Genomic DNA, 17,534 nt, shown 5'->3' on the forward strand with positions numbered 1-17,534 from the left:
CAACACTCTTGATCCAGATAAAGTTCCGAAGTGTCGTTGTTTCAGCGACGTAACAGAAAAACCGCATGTTCGGCGCGAAAATTGGCCGCCGCCGCACTGGTCGGGCGACCACGCGACAGAAACCAGCTGCCCTCCACCGTGATCCGCCGCTGGCGCACGAAGGCGCGGAAATCGTCGATCGTCACATGGTGGATATTGGGCGTGTCATACCATTGTTCGGGCAGCAGCTTGGTCACCGGCATTCGCCCGCCCCACAGAAGCGAAGTCCGCACCCGCCAATGCGCGAAATTGGGGAAGGACACGAAGGCCCGCTGGCCGATGCGCAGCAGATGGTCGAGCACCTGGTCGGGCGCACGGGCGGTCTGCAACGTCTGGCTGAGGATCGCATAGTCGAAGCCCTTGTCGGGATAGCCCGCCAGGTCGACATCGGCATCGCCCTGCACCACCGCCAGCCCGCGTGCCACCGCCGAGGCGACATTGGCCGGGTCGATCTCCAGCCCGCGCGCATCCACCCCCGCCTCGTCGCGCAGCGCCGCCATCAGCTGTCCGTCGCCGCAGCCGATATCCAATACACGGGCACCGCGCGCGACGTGGCGCGCGATGATCGCCAGATCGGGACGCAGCGGCTCGCTCATGGCTCGGCCCGCAGGAAACCGTCGATCACCCGGTTCATCTCGGGCGCGTCGAGCAGGAAGGCGTCATGGCCGTAGGGACTCGACAACTCGACGAAGCTCGCCGCCGCCCCGGCCGCATTGAGCGCCTGCACGACGGCGCGCGACTCCGAGGTGGGATAGAGCCAGTCGGTGTCGAAGCTGACCAGGCAAAAGCGCGTCTTCGTCCCCCGAAAGGCGTTGGCGAGCAGGCCGCCATGCTCTTCGGCGAGATCGAAATAATCGAGCGCGCGGGTGATGTAGAGATAGGAGTTGGCGTCGAACCGGTCGACGAAGCTCAATCCCTGGTGCCGCAAATAACTCTCGACCTGGAAATCGGCATCGAAGCCGAAGCTCTTCGCGCCGTCCGGCCGGTCGGGGCGCGCCTGTAGCCGCCGCCCGAACTTCTCGGTCAGCCCCGCCTCGGACAGATAGGTGATGTGCGCCGCCATCCGCGCCACCGCAAGGCCTGCGGCAGGCGGATCGTTCGCCTCGTAATAGGCGCCGCCATTCCATTTCGGATCGGCCATGATCGCCTGCCGCCCGACCTCGTGAAAGGCGATATTCTGCGCCGAGTGCCGCGCGGTCGAGGCGACCATGACGCAGGCGCGCACGCGTTCCGGGAAGGTCGCCGCCCAGCTCAGCGCCTGCATCCCGCCCATCGATCCACCGACCACCGCCTTCAACTGCCCGACACCCAGATGGTCGAGCAGCATCGCCTGCGCGCGCACCATGTCGCGGATGGTGATGACGGGGAAACGCATCGCCCAAGGCTCGGCGGTCGAGGGGTCGATGGTCGCGGGACCCGACGATCCCATGCAGCTGCCGATGACGTTCGAGCAGATGATGAAATGACGCGCCGGGTCGATCGGCTTGCCTTCCCCCACCAGCCGCGTCCACCAGCCGGGCTTGCCGGTGCGCGGATGGGGCGAGGCGACATGCTGGTCGCCGGTCAGCGCGTGGCAGATCAGGATGGCGTTGGAGCCATCGGCGTTCAGCGTGCCATAGGTCTCATAGCCGATCTCGACCGGGGACAGGAGCCCGCCACCGTCGAGCCGCAGCGGCCCGGGCAGCACGACATGCCGCGACAGACCGAAGCGCTGGTCGTCGCCAAGGGAGTGCGTGGAAACGGAAGCGGCCATGGAGCGATATCCGCTAGGCCGCGATGCTTGGCAACGCAAGGGCGAGGCCGCTATGGCGGGTCGCATGACCGACCTGAAAGCCCCCGAACCGATCTCCTGGGTCAAGGCCATCGCGCCCTACGTCCCCGGCCGCGCGACGACCGATGACGGGCGCAAGGTCGCCAAGCTGTCCTCCAACGAAAATCCGCTGGGCACCAGCGAAAAGGCGCGCGCCGCCTTCGCCGCCGCCGCCGCCCATCTGGAGCGTTACCCCGATGCGGGCGCGACCGCGCTGCGTCAGGCGATCGGCGAGGTGCATGGGCTGGACCCGGCGCGGATCATCTACGGCACCGGCTCGGACGAGATCCTTCATCTCGCGGCGGGTGCGTTCGCGGGGCCGGGGGACGAGATCATCCATGTCCGCTACGGCTTTGCGGTCTATGATATCGCGACCCGCCGCGTCGGCGCGGAGCCGGTGGTGGTCGCCGACCATGACTATGCGACCGATGTCGACGCGATCCTGGCGGCCGTGACGGACAAGACCAAGGTCGTCTTCGTCGCCAACCCCAACAACCCGACCGGCACCTATGCGGCCGCGGGCGAGATCGCGCGATTGCACGCGGGGCTGCCGCCCCATGTCCTGCTGGTCCTCGACCAGGCCTATGCCGAATATCTGGAGGCTGGCGAGGATGATGGCGGGCTGGCGCTGGCCGAGCGGGCGGGCAACGTGCTCGTCTCGCGCACCTTCTCCAAGATTCATGGCCTCGCCGCCGAGCGGATCGGCTGGGGCTATGCCGCCGCGCCGATCATCGACGCGCTGCACCGCATCCGCGCCCCGTTCAACGTGACCATTGCGGGCCAGAACGCCGCGATCGAGGCGATCCGCGACCGCAGCTTCGTCGAGGCGTCGCGCGCACACAATGCCAGGTGGCTCGGCTGGTTCGAGGAACAGATCGCGTCGCTGGGCAATGCGGGCCTGCGCTGCGTGCCGTCCAAGGCCAATTTCTCGCTGGTGCTGTTCGAGGGCGCATTGACCGCCGAGCGCGCCTATCACGGGCTGATGGACGCCGGATACATCGTCCGCTGGCTGCCGAGCCAGGGGCTGGGCCATGGCCTGCGCATCACCATCGGCACCGAGGACGAGGTGAAGGGTGTCGTCGCCGCGCTGCGCCAGATGGTCGAGTCGGAGGCGAAGGGGGCCTGATGCTGCCCTTCGCGCGGATCACCATCATCGGACTCGGCCTGATCGGCTCCTCGGTCGCGCGGGCGGTGCGCAAGGCGATGCCGACCGCGCGGATCACCGCCTATGACGCCGATCCGCAGGTGCGCGAGACGGTGCGCGCGCTCGATCTGGCCGATGACGTCGCCGACACGGCGGGCGCGAGCGTGATCGACGCCGACTTCGTGATCCTGTGCGTACCTGTCGGTGCGATGGGCACGGTCGCCACCGAGTTCGCCGACGACCTGTCCGCCGAGGCGATCGTGTCCGACGTGGGCAGCTGCAAGGGATCGGTGCTCGCCGCGCTCACCGAAGCGCTGCCGGGCGCGACGATCATCCCCGCGCACCCGGTCGCGGGCACCGAGCGCAGCGGGCCGGAGGCGGGCTTCGCCACGCTGTTCCAGAAGCGCTGGTGCATCGTCACGCCGCCCGAAGGCGCGGATGAACTCGCCGTAGAGCGGGTCGCGGAGTTCTGGCGACGGCTGGGCGCGGATGTCGAGTTGATGGCCCCCGACCATCACGACCGGGTGCTGGCCGTCACCAGCCATTTGCCGCACCTGATCGCCTATACGATCGTCGGCACCGCCAGCGACCTGGAAGAAGTCACCCAGTCCGAGGTCATCAAATATTCCGCCGGTGGTTTCCGCGACTTCACCCGCATCGCCGCGTCCGACCCGACCATGTGGCGCGACGTGTTCCTGACCAATCGCGAGGCGGTGCTGGAAATGCTTCAGCGCTTTTCCGAGGATCTCAGCCAGCTGCAACGCGCGATCCGCTGGGGCAAGGGCGACGAGCTGTTCGACTTGTTCAGCCGCACCCGCGCCATCCGCCGCTCGATCATCGACCAGGGCCAGGACGATGCGCGCGAGGATTTCGGGCGGAACCACGAGGGCTGATCATCCTCCCCGGTACGGGGAGGGGGACCGCCGCGAAGCGGTGGTGGAGGGGGATGACCGCAGGGGACGACCTGCGTGGAAGCCCCCCTCCGTCAGGGCTTACGCCCTGCCACCTCCCCGTGCCGGGGAGGATTCCAGCGCATTCATCGCCGCGTGTACCCGCGCCTCCGCCTCAGCACGGGGAAGCCCCGGCGGGATCACCTCGCCGAAGCGCAGCGTCACCACCCCCGGCCGCTTCAGCCCCTTTCGCGGCCAGACCAGCCCCGAATCGGTCGCCACCGGCACCACCGGCAGGTTCAGCATCCGGTACAGCCCGGCAAAACCGGGCTTCAGCGGCGGTGTCTCGCCGGGCTTCACCCGCGTGCCTTCGGGAAAGATCATGATCGCGCGGCCCTGCTTCACCGCCACTTGCGCGTCGCGCATCATGCCGCGCATCGCCTTGGCCGAGGCGCTGCGATCGACGACGATCGCCCCATATTTGCGCACCGCCCAGCCCCAGAGCGGGATATTGGCCAGTTCGCGCTTCAGCACCATGGCTGGCGCGCCCAGGATGCGTTGCAGCTCCATCGTCTCGAACATCGCCTGGTGCTTGGCGGGATAGAGCGCCGGGGTGGTCGGCCGCGTGCCCTCCACCCGCACCCGAATGCCCAAGATCCAGCGCGTGCAGATCCGGTGGAAGCGCGTCCAGGTCGTCGCCCAGTGGATCACCGCATGACGCCCGCCGACCGCGATCAGCGGCGACAACAAAGCCATCACCGCCGAGATCGGATAGAAGATCGCCACGAAGACGATGTTGCGAAACAGGATCACGCCCCCACTCCCGTCCAAAGCGCGATCCGGCGCAGGATCAGCTTGTTATATTCGTTGACCAGCGTGCCCAGCCGCGGCTCCGACGGCACGCCGTCGCCCAGCACCAGCACCTGGTTGCCCAGCACCGCGCGCAGCTCCATCCTGGCGCGCGGCAGGTGCCAGTCGGAGGTGACCAGCCGCACGGTGCGATAGCCATGCTCGCGCACCCAGTTCGCCGTCTCCTCGGCATTCGATCGGGTGTCGACCGCCTCACCGCCCAGGTCGATGCAGCAGGCGAACAGCTTGGGCGAGGTGTGATAGGTGCGCGCCAGGTCGATCGGCCGCACGCCGGGCGCGACGCCGGTGACCAGCATCCGCTTGGCCTGATGCGCCTGGATGAGGGCGATGCCGCGATCGATTCGCCCTGGCCCGCCGGTCGGCACCACGATCGCATCGGTGGTGTTGTTCTCCAGCGGATGGGGCAGGCTCAGCATGAAGGCCGCGAACCCCAGGCACCAGGCAAGCGCCGCCAGACCGATCAGCCGCAGCATCTCAGAGCATCCGCCGCATCTGGCGCAGGACCGCATGGCGCGCCGCGACCACCGCCAGCAACACGAAGCCGAAGGGCAGGGCGATCAGCGCACCCATGTCCGCCACATCCAGCCGCATACCGCCCAGCAATTCGGAATCCAGCGCCCCCACCTGCCGCGCGATGAGCAGGATCGCGCCGCCGGCGATCACGCTGCCCGCCACCGCACCGATCCCGGCGTCGAGTGCGATCCGCCGCTGGAACAGGCGCGCCACCTGCCGGTCGGTCGCGCCGAGCATATGGATGACCTCGATCGTGCCGCGATGCGCCTCCAGCCCGGCGCGCGCCGCCAGCATCACGACGGCGGTCGTGGCGGTCAGCATCAGCAGGATGATCGCCCCGGCCAGCCAGGCGGCGGTGTCGAGCAGTCGCCCGACCGGCCCCAGCCAGGTGGCATGCGCATCGACCCGCACGGCGGGGCTGGCTCGGCTCGCTGCCGCTGACACCCGCGCGATCGCGGCGCTCGCATCGCTCGCCAGGTCGACATCGATCAGCGCGGGCACGGGCAGCCCGGCGGCTTGCGCATCGGTGCCGAGCCAGGGCTGCAGCATCCGGGCCAGCTCGGCCTGCGGCACCGGGGTCGCGCGGGCGACGTCGGGCAGGCTGCGCAAGACCCGCAGCACCTGCGCGGCGGCGGCATCGCGGCGCTGCGTCTCGCCCTCGACGATCTGCACGGTCAGCCGCCCCGCCATCTGCCGGTCGAGCGCGCCCGCCGCCCGCGCGGTCGCCAGCCCCGCCGCGCCCGACAAGAGGGTCAGGAACAGCATGATCGCGATGACCCAGCTCATGACATGCGCGCCGCCGCCATCGTCGAGCGCCCGCGCCTCCGCGCCCGTGCTGCGCTTTGAGGTAGCCCGCGTCACAGGCCGCTCCGCACGATCGTCGAGGGCCGCGCCTCGGGCGGCATGGGCGTCGAAGGCCGCCCCTCGGGCGGCATGGGCCGGGTCGGTGGCAGGGGATCGGGGTCCACCAGACGCCCCCGCTCCAGATGCAGGTGATGCGCACCCGGAATCCGCTCGATCAAATGCCAGTCATGCGTCGCCATCACCACCGTGGTGCCCAGCCGGTGGAGCGAGTTGAACAGATGAAGCAACCGTTCCGCCATCGCCGGATCGACATTGCCGGTCGGTTCGTCCGCCACCAGCAATTCGGGGCGCGCGATAACCGCCCGCGCGATCGCCACCCGCTGCTGCTCGCCACCCGACAGGGTCGCGGGCCGCGCGCCCGCCCGCTCGGACAGGCCGATCCAGGCCAGCATCTCGCGCACCGCGCGCGCGATCTCGCCCTCCGCCATCCCTGCGACGCGCAAGGGCAGCGCGATATTGTCGGCGGCCGACAGATGGGGGATCAGCCGGAAATCCTGGAACACCACCCCGATGCGCCGCCGAAAGCCGGGCAGCCGGTCACGCGGCAGGATCACAGCATCCTCGCCGAACAGGCGGATGATGCCCCGGCTGGGCCGCTGCGACAGATAGAGCAGCCGCAGGAGCGAGGTCTTGCCTGCGCCGCTGGCCCCGGTCAGAAAATAGAATTGGCCGGACCGCAACGTGAAACTGACGTCGCACAGGGTTTCCTCGCCCGCGCCATAGCGAAGGCCGACATTCTCGAACTGTACGATGTTCGCCATGCCCGACCGGCCTTGGCATGGGCGGGCGCGCGCTTCAAGTTCCACGCTTCACGCTTGCCACGCCTAGGGGCGGCGTGCTTACTGGCCCGGCGGGGGGGCCTGGATCGAAGGGCCTGTCCGTCTGTGACCTGTCCCGTCGGTTGAAGTGCCTGTCCGCATGATCCTCGAATGTCCCGAGTGCCGCACCCGCTATCTGGTGCCCGACAGCGCGATCGGGCTGGAGGGGCGGACCGTGCGCTGCGCCCATTGCCGGCATAGCTGGTTCCAATCCCCGCCCGAGCCGGAGCCCGAGCTGCCCCTGCCCCCCGTGGCGGTCGCGGCCGATACGGCCCCGGTCGACGCGGCAGCGGACAGCGTTTTCGCCGAACCGCCGCCTCCCCCGCCGCCGGTCATCGCACCGCCGCCGGCGCCGCCGATCCTGACTCAGGACGATGCGGGCTTCGACGCCTTTGCCCATCGCCCGCCCTTCCGCGCGCGCCGCAACCCGGTGCGCCGCTGGACGATCGGGGCGGTCGCCGCCTGTCTGTTGCTGCTGCTCGCGACGGCGGCGATCATGTGGACGGGGATGCCGGGCATCGGTGGCTGGCTGGGCCTGGGCAACACCGAATCGGCGCTGGAGCTGCGCTCCAACCCGATCGAGCGGCGCGAGCTGGAAAACGGCTCGGAGCTGTTCGCCATTTCTGGCCAGATCATCAATCCGTCGTCCAGCGCGCAGCGCGTGCCCGACCTGCGCGCCGAGCTGAAGGATGCGCAGGGTCGTGTCGTCTTTTCCTGGGCGATCGCGCCGCAGCAGCGGACGCTGGGTCCGGGCGCGTCGATCGACTTCAACTCGGCCAAGCTGGACGTACCGCCCAGCTCCAAGCGGCTGGACCTGAGCTTCGCGGGCGAGGGCGCGGCGAACTGATCGCCGTCGCCTGACCCTCGCCTGGGGTTATCCCCGCCGCAACCGCCGCGCGACGATGGCGAACCGTGCGCCGTGGAGCAGTGCCGCGACCAGCATCCCGATTCCCGAGGCCCAGCCGAGCGCCGCCGCTCCCCACCCCTCCGACACCAGCCACCAGCCCAGCCCGCCGGTGACCAGGAAATAGGCGACGATGCTGTTGATCCCCGCCGCGACCTGATCGTTCAGCGACCGCAGCGCATAGACCAGCACCACCTGAATTCCGTCGAACAGGATGAACGGCGCCCAGATCATCAGCATCGCCACCGCCGCCATCCGCGCCTCGGGCAGCGCGGGAAACAGGCCGACGACCGCCTGGGGCAGGGTCCAGAGCAACAGGCTGCACAGCCCCATGGTCAACACGACCATGGCGAGCGCCAGCAGGGTGCGCGGCACCGCCGCTCCCGCCGCGCCCTCGCCCACCGCATTGCCCGCACGCACGCCCGCCGCCGATCCCAATCCGATCGCCAGCGCGAAGGTGACGTTGTGGAGCGAGAACACGATCTGAAAGCCATGCGCGGTCGCATCGCCCAGCCGGGTCGACAGCGCGATCAGAATGGCGAACCCGGCCAGCTCCAGGCCGGAGGCGATGGCGGGCACGAACCCGAACCGCGCCAGGCTGACCGCTCCCGCCAGCGTCGGGGTCCAGGCGGCGCGGTCCAGCCGCCGCACGCCGCGCTGTCCGCCGCGCGGCAACCGCATCGCGCTGGCGACCATGGCGACAGCACCGATGGCGGAGGCGATGACGGTGGCCAGTGCCGCGCCAACGGCGCCGAGCGCGGGCAGGCCCAGTTCGCCCCCCGCCAGCGCCCAGGCGAGCGCTGCATTGATCGGCAGGATCAACAGATTGACCATCGTCACCCGGCGCGGGCGGCTGATCCCTTCCAGAAAGAAGCTGGCGGCGATCATCACCATCTGGAACGGATAACCCAGCGCCATGACCGCCACGACCCGCGCGCCCGGTTCGACCAATGCGGGCGCAACGCCGATCCCGGCGAGCAGGCTGGCACCGCCCAGCCCCAGGATCAGCATCGCGGCCACGCCCAGCATCAGCCCCAGCACCATGCCGTCGCGCAACGCCTGGCCGGTCGCGGGCAAATCCCCCGCCCCGTCCGCCCGCGACGCGCGCACCAGCACGCCAGACAGCCAGGCCAGGCCGGTGACGATGGCGATATAGGTCAGCGACCGGCTGGCCGAGAGCGCCGCCACCTCATGCTCGCCGACGCGCCCGACGACGATTACGTCGGTGACGTGCAGGATCGTCCAGTTGAGGCTGGTCAGCATCACCGGCCAGGCCAGGCCGAGCAGCCGGCGCACCTCGCCCTTGGCGGAAACGGGGTCGGGGCGATGGGATGGCGTCATGGCTTTTGACCTAGGGCGGATAAAGGACGGACGAAAGGCATTGCGCTGCCCCGATCGCTTTGCTAGGGGCACCCGCCTACCAGCCCTCCGGCTTGCCGGTGGTGACTATCGAGTGCGGTCGTGGCGGAATTGGTAGACGCGCAACGTTGAGGTCGTTGTGGCCGAAAGGCCGTGGAAGTTCGAGTCTTCTCGACCGCACCAGATCATTCAGAACAATCGGAAATCATGACGGCGAACGCCCTCCGGGCGCGCGCCCGTGCCGTCATCGCAGGCCGACGAGCGCCGCCAGCGTGTCGATGGGCAGCGGCGAGACGAAGCGGAAACCGAAACGCCCGTCCTTCACCCAGCAGATGGTGCCCGAAATCGCGGTGCCCAGCGGCCGCACGACGATATGCCCCGCCAGGCCGGGCTGGACTGCGCCCGCCGCCTCCAGCTTGGCGCCACCGGCCGAGACGTCGATCATCGCGGCGGTGAATTTGCGGTCGCCCAGCCGGACATCGGCCGACAGCGTGACCGGAAAGCGCGGCGGCCGCGGGATCGTGCCGTCTTCGTTCTCGGTCGAGAAGATGCTTTGATAGGGCTGCGGCGAATCGAACTGCACGCCCGCCTTCTGGCCCTTCACCCAGCGGACCGTGCCGTGCACCGGACCCAGGCCGCGCACTTCGACGGACAGCGAATCACCGACGCGGGGCACATCGACGAATCGTGCCATCAGGCCGTTGGCCGAGATATTGTGGACCAGGCATACGCCGGGCACGTCACCGCAGACCTTGCCCAGCAGGAGGACGGCCGAGTGCCGCTGGCCCGACCGCCGCTCGGCGGACGTCCCTTGCTGCTGTTCGACCTGCTCCATTCCCGTCCTTTCGGCCAAGATCGCCCCCATGCGATATCCGGCGTCTTCCCGGGTACTAGCCCAACACCTCTAAAAAATTAACAACTTTGCGCGTGTGCAACATCGGTTCATCACCCGGTCAGCGGCGCTGAGGCATCGGCCGCTTGTGGTCATGTCCAAAGCCCTGTAATTCGCGAGCCGTCTCATGCCTCGCGCGTCGTCTTCCCGGTCCACCCGGCCCCGCTCCTCCAAGCCCCGCTCTCCCTGGCGGCGCCGGATCGTCGTAACCCTGCAGATCCTGATCGGCCTGGCCGTGCTGGCGGTCGGCGCGCTGGCCATAGCGGTCTTCGTCGCCAAGTCGCAGCTGCCGAGCTTCGAGGAGCTGAAATCTTCGCCCAACGGGCAGATGATTCGCGTCCATGCCGCCGACGGATCGGTGATCGTCTCGCTCGGGCCGAGCTATGGCCAGTGGCTGTCCTATGACCAGATCCCGATCGTCATGCGCGACGCGACGATCGCGGTCGAGGATCGCCGTTTCCGCGAGCATCCCGGCGTCGACCCGATCGGCATCGCCCGTTCGGTGCAGGTCCGCCTGGAAAAGGGCCGGTGGAAGCAGGGCGGCTCGACCATCACCCAGCAGATCACGCGCACCATCTTCCTGAACAACCAGAAGAAGTTCGGCCGCAAGTTCCGCGAGGCGATCCTGGCGCTGGCGATGGAGCTGAAATTCTCGAAGAACCAGATTCTCGAGCTCTATCTGAACAAGGTCTATTATGGCGGCGGCGCCTACGGCATCGACGCGGCGAGCCGGAAGTTCTTCGGCCACGGTGCCGAGCATCTGAGCCTCTCCGAGGCGGCGGTGATCGCGGGGCTGGTCAAGGCTCCGTCCAACTATTCGCCGACCGCCGATGCCGAGGCCGCCGTGGGCCGCGCGGGCGTGGTCATCGAGCAGATGGAGCGTAACGGCTTCATCACCGCCACACAGGCCGCCGATGCCAATCCCCAGGCGCTGAAGCTCGCGCCCGAGCCCAAGCAGAATTCGGTCCGTTACTTCACCGACTGGGCGCTGCCGCAGCTCGACCTGCTGATCGACGAGCAGAGCGCGCCGCTCGACGTGTGGACCACGCTCGACCTCAATATGCAGCGCGCCGCCGATTCGGCGATTCGCGCCGACGCCCCGCCGGGGACGCAGGGGGCGCTGGTCAGCCTGGACCGCGACGGCGCGGTACGCGCGATGGTGGGCGGGCTGGATTACGTCTCCACCAACTATAACCGCGCGACGACGGCGGTCCGCCAGCCGGGCTCGGCGTTCAAGCTGTTCGTCTATCTCGCCGCGCTGGAGGCGGGGCACAAGCCCGAGGACCAGGTGGTCGACGAGCCGGTCACCATCGACGGCTGGAGCCCGCGCAACGATTCGCGGCGCAATTCGGGCAATGTCAGCTTGCGCACCGCCTTTGCCTATTCGCTGAACACGGTGGCGGCGAAGCTGGGCCAGGAAGTGGGCTTCCAGACGGTCGCCGACATGGCGCGCCGCTTCGGCATCACCACGCCGGTCAACACTCACCCCTCGATGGTGCTGGGCACGTCAGAGGTGCATGTCATCGACATGGTCAGCGCCTTTGCCAGCATCGCCAACAAGGGCGTGAAGGTGACCCCCTATGGCATCACCAAGGTGACCGCCAACGGCCAGACCATCTACACCCATGAAGTGGATCGCAGCCGGGTGCTGGTGGCCCCTTATGTCGCCGCGCAGATGACCGACCTGCTACAGACCGCGGTCAATACCGGCACCGGCCGCGCCGCGCAGATCGGACGGCCGGTCGCAGGCAAGACCGGCACGACGACCAGTTCCAAGGATGGCTGGTTCCTGGGCTTCTCCAGCGGGATCACCACCGGCGTCTGGATGGGCCGCGACAATGGCAAGCCGGTCGCCGGGCTGCATGGCGGCACCGCGCCCGCCAAGGCCTTTGCCGACTATATGAGGGTCGCCGTCGCCAACCGTCCGATCGAGCAGTTCGAGACCCAGGTCACCCTGCCCGAATGGCAGCTGGAGCCGGATGAGGAGAGCTATTTCGGCGAGCCCGACAATGGCGTCGCGGCGGTCGATGCCGATGGCAATCCGCTGCCCTCCCCCACGGCGATTGCGCCCGAGGATGGCAGCGAGGCGGTCGAAATCCCGACTCGCCGCGAACCCGGTGGGCCCGCCCCGATCCAGCAGCCGGGTGGTGCCGGTCAGCCGCAACCGGCGCCCGTCCCGCCCGCCGCACCGCAACAGCGGCTGGACCAGGCGTGGATCGACCGGGTGACCGGGCGCGGCACCGGCGCGGCTCCGCGCGAGGGGCGGTCGAACACCCCGCCGCGCGGCCTACCCCGTGACCGCCAGGGCGAGCGTCAGGACGACCGCCCGAACCAGTGAAGCTGCGCGCCATGCTGCCGCAGCCAGGCGGTGGCGGGCGCGGGGTCCTCGCCCAGCAGCGTCGCGACGAGCGCGTGAAAGGCCGGGGCGTGGTTCATATGAACACGGTGCGCCACCTCATGCGCCACTGTCGCGCGGCGAACAAAGTCGGGCGCCAGGATCAGCCGCCAACTGTACCGGATCGCGCCGGTCGAGGCACAGCTGCCCCAGCGCGCCTTGGGATCGGCGACACTGACCTTCGACACCAGCACCCCGGCCGCCCGCGCGACTTCTGCCGTCTCGCGCGCCAGGATCTCCAGCGCTTGGCGTTTGAGCCAAGCCTCGACCCGGCGGCCCAGCGTCTCCAGCGGGCCCGAGGCGATCAGCCTATCGCCCTCGCGCTGGATCACCCGTGCGCGCCCCTCGACCCATTCGAGGAACAGCGTCACGTCGCCAAAGGGAATCTCGCAGCCCGGCACGAACGGCCGGGGTCGCGGCAGGCGCGTGCGCTGCTCGGCGATCCACTCCTTCTTGTCCTCGGCCCAGGCGAGCGCCTTTTTCAGCCCGGCGCGCTTGGGCACCACCAGCCGCGCGGTGCCGGTGGCGGGGTCGATGCTGAGGCGGATGGTCTTGGCGGTCGGATGACGGACGACTTCGTCGATCACAATTCTCGGTCCACGATATGGTTTTCGAAATCGCCTGCATCGTCCTCGCTGATCGTCCAGCCGCGGACCGACTGTCCGGCGCGGTGGACGGCCTCGCGGTCGCCGCAGACGAGGTAGTGCCAGTCGGGCAGTGGCTCGTTCGCCGCCCGCAGGCGATAGGCACAGGTGGTGGGCAGCCAGTCGATCGACCGGACATTGCCCATGGTCAGCCGCACGCACTCGCTGACATAGGCGCGGCGATGGCGATAATTGGAGCATTGCCCGCTGCGCCGGTCGAGCAGGCGGCAGGCGACGTTCGTCGGCACCAGTTCGCCGGTTTCCTCATCCTCCAGCTTGTGGATGCAGCATTTGCCGCAGCCGTCGCACAGCGCCTCCCACTGGGCGCGGTCGAGGCTTTCGATCGGCTTTTCCCAGAAACGCTCCATCAGCGGACCCACTGGTCCAACGTGCGGGCAACCGACTCGGGGCCCTCATCGGCGGGCACCAGCGCCAGCGGCTTGTTGTCCGGGTCCATCAGGTAGACCTGGCGGCTATGGTTGACCAGGTACCCGCCGCCCGGCGACGGATCGCCCTTGGCCGACCACACGGCATAGGCCTTTTTCACCGCGTCGATCTGCGCGGGCGTGCCGGTCAGCCCGACGACGCGGCGGTCGAAGGCGGCGGCGAAGCGACCGACGACCGGTGCGGTGTCGCGTTCGGGGTCGACGCTAATGAACATCGGCACGATCTTGGCCGCCTTGGCGGGCGCACTCTTGTCGAGGATTTTCAGGCCGCCCGCGATCGCCTGCATGTCGGTGGGGCAGACATCGGGGCAGAAGGTATAGCCGAAATACATGACCCGATACCGGCCCGCAAAGTCGCGGTCGGTGACGCTCCGCCCCTTGCCATCGGTCAGCCGGAACGGCCCGCCGATCTTCGCGCCTGCCAGCGGCGCTTCCGCCTCGGGCTGGGTCGGGCCGCAACCGGCGAGCATCAGGCCCAGCGGGGCCAGGAAGGACAGGAGCAATCGGGTCATGACGCCGACAGCCTTGCTGTGATAAATCGCGCGTTGCAAGCCATGGTCCCCCATTCAGGAATGCCCTTCATGACCTTTCGCCCCCTGTTCACCGCAGCGCTTCTGGCCTCCGCGCTGACCAGCGCGGTCGCCACCCCGGCGCTCGCCCAGATGATGCAGTCGGAAAGCTATAAATTTCTGCAAGCGGTGCGCGAGGCCAAGGGCAATGACGTGACCAACATGCTGGACAAGCCCGGCGCCAACATCATCAACACCCGCGACGTCAGCACCGGCGAAGGCGCGCTGCACATCGTCATCAAGCGCGGCGACGAAACCTATCTGCGCTTCCTGCTGCAAAAGGGGGCCGATCCCAACCTGCGCGACGGGCGCGGCAACACGCCGCTGCTGCTGGCGGTGGCGGGCGGCCAGCCCGAGATGATCCGCATCCTGACCGCCGCCAAGGCCAATCCGAACCTCGGCAATTCCAGCGGCGAGACCCCGCTGATTCGCGCCGTGCAACGCCACGAGATCGGCATGGTCCGCGACCTGATGACCGCCGGCGCCGATCCCGACCAGCCCGACAATATCGCAGGCCTCACCGCCCGCGACTATGCCCAGCAGGATGCGCGCAACACAGCCATCGCCAAGCTGTTCGCCGATACACCGAAAAAAACCCGCGCGGCCGTGGCGGGTCCGAAATTCTGAGATTCTTCTCTCCTCCCCACGGGGGAGGAGAAAGCTAGATCAGCCCCAGTTCCACGAGCTTGCCGACCAGCACCGGCGGCATCGTCTCGATCCCCGTTGCCGCGCCGCTCAGGTCGGGCGGCGCGTCCGCCGCCTCCAGATAGCGCCAGCCCTGGTGCGCCCGGCGCGGCAGGGCCTGGACCAGCACCAGTGCGGGATCGATATGGATCGCGCAGCGCCCGCCCTCGGCCTCGCCGAACGACAGGATCGGCGAGCGCGCGACCAGCTGGTGCTTCAATATCCAGAAGAGCGATCCCTGCCCCGCCACTTTCTCATGCCGCTTGGGCAGATAGCGCGTGGTCAGGAAGACCGGCCCCTCCTGCGCCCGAATCTTCAGCCGTTCCGCGAGATGATCGATGCTGGCCGCCCCGAACGCGACCTTGGTCAGATGAAGCGCCATGTCGCCGCCCATGTGGGGGTAGAGCCCTGGGATCGCTAGAGTTACCCCGTGGAATGGCTGAGCCATTCCGTTTTTGATTTCGATACTGACTTGCAATAACATCAATTCGCTCATAGGGGCGCCTCAAAGGGAGCCGTTTCATGACGCTATTGATTTCCTTGGTGGCGAACGCCGCCGCCGTGACCGCACCGTCGACCACCCCGACCGTCGATCCGCAGCAAGCCGCGCGTGACGAGATCATCGTCATCGGCCAGCGGACCGAGGGCAAGGACGACTATACGATCGATGGACAGACGACCGCGACGCGCATCCCGCTGACCCTGCGCGAGACGCCGCAGTCGGTCAGCATCGTCACCCGGCAGCAGATCACCGATTTCCAGCTGAACGACGTCAACCAGCTGCTGACGACGGTGCCGGGCATCAACGTCCAGGCGAACGAGACCGACCGCGTCTATTATTCGGCGCGCGGCTTCGACATCCAGACCTTCCAGATCGACGGCATCGGCGTGCCTTTCGCCTTCGGCATCCAGACCGGATCGATCGACACCGCCATCTATGACCATATCGAGGTGGTGCGCGGCGCGCCGGGCCTGTTGTCGCCGACCGGCAACCCGTCCGCCGTCATCAACTTCGTCCGCAAGCGCCCGACCAAGGATTTGCAGGCGACGGCCAGCGTCCAGTACGGCTCGTTCAACAGCCTGCGCCTGGATGCGGATGTCAGCACGCCGCTGACCAAGGACGGCCATGTCCGTGCGCGTGTCGTCGGCGTATTGTCGGACGCCGACAGCTATCTCGATCGCTACAGCTTGCGCCGCTGGACCGGGTACGGCGTGGTCGAGGCGGACCTCGGCCCCGACACCGTGCTGAGCGGCGGTTACGGGCATCAGGATCACCAGAGCCATGGCGCGATGTGGGGTGCCCTACCACTCACCTATACCGACGGCACCCGCATCGACATGCCGCGATCGACCAATGTCGCGCCCGAATGGGCGGGCTGGAACGTGATCGACCGGCAGATTTTCGGCGACCTGACGCATCACTTCGCCGGGGACTGGGTCGCGCGGATCAGCGCGGTGCGCCGCGCGACCAGCGAGGCGGACGAGCTATTCTACGTCTATGGCAATCCGGTGCGCGGCGCCCCAAACGGCATCGCTCCGGACCCGAACGATCCCAACGAGCTTCTGGGCATCAGGAGCTATCCCGGCGCCTTCCGCGCGCAGACCCGGAACCTGACCATGGAGGCCTATGCCACCGGTCCCTTCACGCTGTTCGGGCGCGAGCATCAGCTGATGTTCGGCATCAACCGCAGCGCGCAGGACTATAAGCAGGGTTCGTCCTACGATTATTCGCAGGTCAACCTGTTGCTGCCCTTCCCCGACCTGTTCCAGGGGACCTTCCCCAAGGTCAATTTCCCGACAACCTTCTCGACAGACTATGCATCGAGCCAGAACACCCAGACCCGGCGCGAGACCGCCTATGGCCTGGTCCGCTTCAGCCTGGCCGATCCGTTGAAGCTGATGCTGGGCGGCAACGTCACCCATGCGCGCAGCAAAGGCTTTTCCTACGACGTCGACACCAATTACGATACGACGCGCTTCTCGCCCTTCGCCGGGGTCACCTATGACCTGAGCCCGTCGCTCAGCGCCTATGCCAGCTATACGACGATCTTCAATCCGCAGGACGCGATCGGCGAGGACGGCCGTATTCTGGCCCCGGTCAGCGGCAAGAATATCGAGGCCGGGATCAAGGGCGACTGGTTCGGCGGGCGACTGAACGCCAGCGCGGCGATCTTTCGCGTCCACCAGAACAACACCGCCGAGAGCATCGGCTTCGTCAACGGCCGCTTCGTCTCGCGCGGGGTGAACGCCAAGTCGGAGGGCATCGAACTGGAAGTCGGCGGACGTCTGGCCCAGGGTGTACAGGTCACCGGCGGCTATACGCTGATGCGGGTCGAGGACCAGAATGGCGACCCCGCCCGCCTGTTCGTGCCGCGCAACACCGGGCGCCTGAACATCGTCTATTCGCCGCCCGCGCTGCCTGAACTCAAAGTGGGTGCATCGGCCCAGTATCAGAGCGTGATCTATACCCAGACCCGCTCGGTCCGGCAGGACGGCTATGCGCTGGTTGACCTGATGGCGAAGTACGACATCACCCCGCGCATCGCGCTGTCGGCGAACCTGCGCAACCTGACCAACGCGAAGTATCTGACGGCGCTGACCTTCGACGGCGGCTATTACGGCGCACCGCGCTCGATCCTGGGAACGGTGACGGTCCGGTATTGAGGTGACATTAGCCCCTCCCCTTCAGGGGA

The 17,534-nt window shown here is 68.1% G+C and carries 18 protein-coding genes and 1 tRNA gene; 7 read left to right on the forward strand and 12 right to left on the reverse strand.

The features are described 5' to 3' along the window. Positions 1-41 precede the first annotated feature (41 nt). Both metW and metX read right to left on the reverse strand, forming a co-directional pair. Positions 42-635 carry a methionine biosynthesis protein MetW gene (gene metW, locus SB4_RS08065; protein WP_058752156.1) on the reverse strand — a complete coding sequence of 198 codons (594 nt, stop codon included), beginning with the start codon at positions 633-635 and terminating at the stop codon, positions 42-44. Further along, positions 632-1,792 (reverse strand): homoserine O-acetyltransferase MetX, encoded by a 1,161-nt coding sequence (gene metX, locus SB4_RS08070; RefSeq protein WP_058752157.1) that lies wholly within the window; start codon positions 1,790-1,792, stop codon positions 632-634. The genes metW and metX overlap by 4 nt, the downstream gene beginning before the upstream one ends. Before the next feature lie 64 nt (positions 1,793-1,856). Here metX and hisC point away from each other — a divergent pair, with 64 nt between their 5' ends. Together hisC and SB4_RS08080 are read left to right on the forward strand one after the other, a co-directional pair. Further along, positions 1,857-2,975 (forward strand): histidinol-phosphate transaminase, encoded by a 1,119-nt coding sequence (gene hisC / locus SB4_RS08075; protein ID WP_058752168.1) that lies wholly within the window; start codon positions 1,857-1,859, stop codon positions 2,973-2,975. Next, a complete protein-coding gene (locus SB4_RS08080) occupies positions 2,975-3,886 on the forward strand; it encodes a prephenate/arogenate dehydrogenase family protein (RefSeq protein ID WP_058752158.1) in 912 nt (303 codons plus the stop codon). The genes hisC and SB4_RS08080 overlap by 1 nt, the downstream gene beginning before the upstream one ends. Before the next feature lie 99 nt (positions 3,887-3,985). On the opposite strand, the gene SB4_RS08085 is transcribed toward SB4_RS08080, so the two are convergent. From SB4_RS08085 to ftsE, 4 genes are read right to left on the reverse strand one after another with little or no spacing between them, the layout of a single operon-like run. Beyond that, entirely contained in the window at positions 3,986-4,696 is a 711-nt protein-coding gene (locus tag SB4_RS08085; RefSeq protein WP_153006133.1) for a lysophospholipid acyltransferase family protein, read from the reverse strand. After that, positions 4,693-5,226 carry a YdcF family protein gene (locus SB4_RS08090; RefSeq protein ID WP_058752159.1) on the reverse strand — a complete coding sequence of 178 codons (534 nt, stop codon included), beginning with the start codon at positions 5,224-5,226 and terminating at the stop codon, positions 4,693-4,695. Before SB4_RS08090 ends, SB4_RS08085 begins: the two co-directional genes overlap by 4 nt. A 1-nt stretch (position 5,227) precedes the next feature. Beyond that, on the reverse strand, positions 5,228-6,127 hold the full coding sequence (locus SB4_RS08095) for a cell division protein FtsX (RefSeq protein WP_058752160.1): 900 nt from the start codon (positions 6,125-6,127) through the stop codon (positions 5,228-5,230). Beyond that, positions 6,124-6,891 carry a cell division ATP-binding protein FtsE gene (gene ftsE / locus SB4_RS08100; protein WP_082670061.1) on the reverse strand — a complete coding sequence of 256 codons (768 nt, stop codon included), beginning with the start codon at positions 6,889-6,891 and terminating at the stop codon, positions 6,124-6,126. Before ftsE ends, SB4_RS08095 begins: the two co-directional genes overlap by 4 nt. Before the next feature lie 157 nt (positions 6,892-7,048). Between ftsE and SB4_RS08105 the strand changes: the two genes are divergently transcribed. Further along, on the forward strand, positions 7,049-7,795 hold the full coding sequence (locus tag SB4_RS08105) for an MJ0042-type zinc finger domain-containing protein (RefSeq protein WP_058752161.1): 747 nt from the start codon (positions 7,049-7,051) through the stop codon (positions 7,793-7,795). Between the two features lie 27 nt (positions 7,796-7,822). On the opposite strand, the gene SB4_RS08110 is transcribed toward SB4_RS08105, so the two are convergent. Further along, entirely contained in the window at positions 7,823-9,193 is a 1,371-nt protein-coding gene (locus SB4_RS08110) for an MATE family efflux transporter (RefSeq protein WP_058752162.1), read from the reverse strand. Positions 9,194-9,307: 114 nt separating this feature from the next. On the opposite strand from SB4_RS08110, the gene SB4_RS08115 reads away from it, so the two are divergent. After that, positions 9,308-9,394: transfer RNA gene (locus SB4_RS08115), tRNA-Leu, on the forward strand. Positions 9,395-9,455: 61 nt separating this feature from the next. Here the strand turns inward: SB4_RS08115 and SB4_RS08120 are convergent. After that, entirely contained in the window at positions 9,456-10,046 is a 591-nt protein-coding gene (locus SB4_RS08120; protein WP_058734981.1) for a PilZ domain-containing protein, read from the reverse strand. Positions 10,047-10,230: 184 nt separating this feature from the next. Here SB4_RS08120 and SB4_RS08130 point away from each other — a divergent pair, with 184 nt between their 5' ends. Beyond that, a complete protein-coding gene (locus tag SB4_RS08130) occupies positions 10,231-12,441 on the forward strand; it encodes a transglycosylase domain-containing protein (protein ID WP_082670063.1) in 2,211 nt (736 codons plus the stop codon). Here the strand turns inward: SB4_RS08130 and SB4_RS08135 are convergent. Genes SB4_RS08135 through SB4_RS08145 form a run of 3 tightly spaced genes read right to left on the reverse strand, consistent with a single transcriptional unit; the run spans position 12,417 to position 14,100 of the window. Next, a complete protein-coding gene (locus SB4_RS08135) occupies positions 12,417-13,085 on the reverse strand; it encodes a M48 family metallopeptidase (protein ID WP_058752164.1) in 669 nt (222 codons plus the stop codon). The genes SB4_RS08130 and SB4_RS08135 overlap by 25 nt on opposite strands. Beyond that, on the reverse strand, positions 13,082-13,510 hold the full coding sequence (locus SB4_RS08140) for a YcgN family cysteine cluster protein (RefSeq protein WP_007406686.1): 429 nt from the start codon (positions 13,508-13,510) through the stop codon (positions 13,082-13,084). The genes SB4_RS08135 and SB4_RS08140 overlap by 4 nt, the downstream gene beginning before the upstream one ends. Further along, complete coding sequence (locus tag SB4_RS08145; protein WP_058752170.1) at positions 13,510-14,100, reverse strand: SCO family protein; 591 nt, start codon at positions 14,098-14,100, stop codon at positions 13,510-13,512. The genes SB4_RS08140 and SB4_RS08145 overlap by 1 nt, the downstream gene beginning before the upstream one ends. Before the next feature lie 69 nt (positions 14,101-14,169). Here SB4_RS08145 and SB4_RS08150 point away from each other — a divergent pair, with 69 nt between their 5' ends. Next, positions 14,170-14,784 (forward strand): ankyrin repeat domain-containing protein, encoded by a 615-nt coding sequence (locus SB4_RS08150; protein WP_058715826.1) that lies wholly within the window; start codon positions 14,170-14,172, stop codon positions 14,782-14,784. A 34-nt stretch (positions 14,785-14,818) separates the two neighbouring features. Here the strand turns inward: SB4_RS08150 and SB4_RS08155 are convergent, their stop codons facing one another. After that, positions 14,819-15,223: a DUF1489 family protein gene (locus tag SB4_RS08155; RefSeq protein WP_058752171.1), complete on the reverse strand. Its 405-nt coding sequence runs from the start codon at positions 15,221-15,223 to the stop codon at positions 14,819-14,821. A 140-nt stretch (positions 15,224-15,363) separates the two neighbouring features. Between SB4_RS08155 and SB4_RS08160 the strand changes: the two genes are divergently transcribed. Next, positions 15,364-17,505 (forward strand): TonB-dependent siderophore receptor, encoded by a 2,142-nt coding sequence (locus SB4_RS08160; RefSeq protein WP_082670064.1) that lies wholly within the window; start codon positions 15,364-15,366, stop codon positions 17,503-17,505. Positions 17,506-17,534 lie beyond the last annotated feature (29 nt).

This window comes from Sphingomonas sanguinis (assembly GCF_001476905.1).
Classification (GTDB): Bacteria; Pseudomonadota; Alphaproteobacteria; order Sphingomonadales; family Sphingomonadaceae; genus Sphingomonas; species Sphingomonas sanguinis_B.

Coding starts and splice junctions, on each gene's coding strand:
- metW (WP_058752156.1), bottom strand. CDS start 635: ATGAGCGAGCCGCTGCGTCCCGATCTGGCGATCATCGCGCGCCACGTC.
- metX (WP_058752157.1), bottom strand. CDS start 1,792: ATGGCCGCTTCCGTTTCCACGCACTCCCTTGGCGACGACCAGCGCTTC.
- hisC (WP_058752168.1), top strand. CDS start 1,857: ATGACCGACCTGAAAGCCCCCGAACCGATCTCCTGGGTCAAGGCCATC.
- SB4_RS08080 (WP_058752158.1), top strand. CDS start 2,975: ATGCTGCCCTTCGCGCGGATCACCATCATCGGACTCGGCCTGATCGGC.
- SB4_RS08090 (WP_058752159.1), bottom strand. CDS start 5,226: ATGCTGCGGCTGATCGGTCTGGCGGCGCTTGCCTGGTGCCTGGGGTTC.
- ftsE (WP_082670061.1), bottom strand. CDS start 6,891: ATGGCGAACATCGTACAGTTCGAGAATGTCGGCCTTCGCTATGGCGCG.
- SB4_RS08105 (WP_058752161.1), top strand. CDS start 7,049: ATGATCCTCGAATGTCCCGAGTGCCGCACCCGCTATCTGGTGCCCGAC.
- SB4_RS08110 (WP_058752162.1), bottom strand. CDS start 9,193: ATGACGCCATCCCATCGCCCCGACCCCGTTTCCGCCAAGGGCGAGGTG.
- SB4_RS08120 (WP_058734981.1), bottom strand. CDS start 10,046: ATGGAGCAGGTCGAACAGCAGCAAGGGACGTCCGCCGAGCGGCGGTCG.
- SB4_RS08130 (WP_082670063.1), top strand. CDS start 10,231: ATGCCTCGCGCGTCGTCTTCCCGGTCCACCCGGCCCCGCTCCTCCAAG.
- SB4_RS08140 (WP_007406686.1), bottom strand. CDS start 13,510: ATGGAGCGTTTCTGGGAAAAGCCGATCGAAAGCCTCGACCGCGCCCAG.
- SB4_RS08145 (WP_058752170.1), bottom strand. CDS start 14,100: ATGACCCGATTGCTCCTGTCCTTCCTGGCCCCGCTGGGCCTGATGCTC.
- SB4_RS08150 (WP_058715826.1), top strand. CDS start 14,170: ATGACCTTTCGCCCCCTGTTCACCGCAGCGCTTCTGGCCTCCGCGCTG.
- SB4_RS08155 (WP_058752171.1), bottom strand. CDS start 15,223: ATGGCGCTTCATCTGACCAAGGTCGCGTTCGGGGCGGCCAGCATCGAT.
- SB4_RS08160 (WP_082670064.1), top strand. CDS start 15,364: ATGACGCTATTGATTTCCTTGGTGGCGAACGCCGCCGCCGTGACCGCA.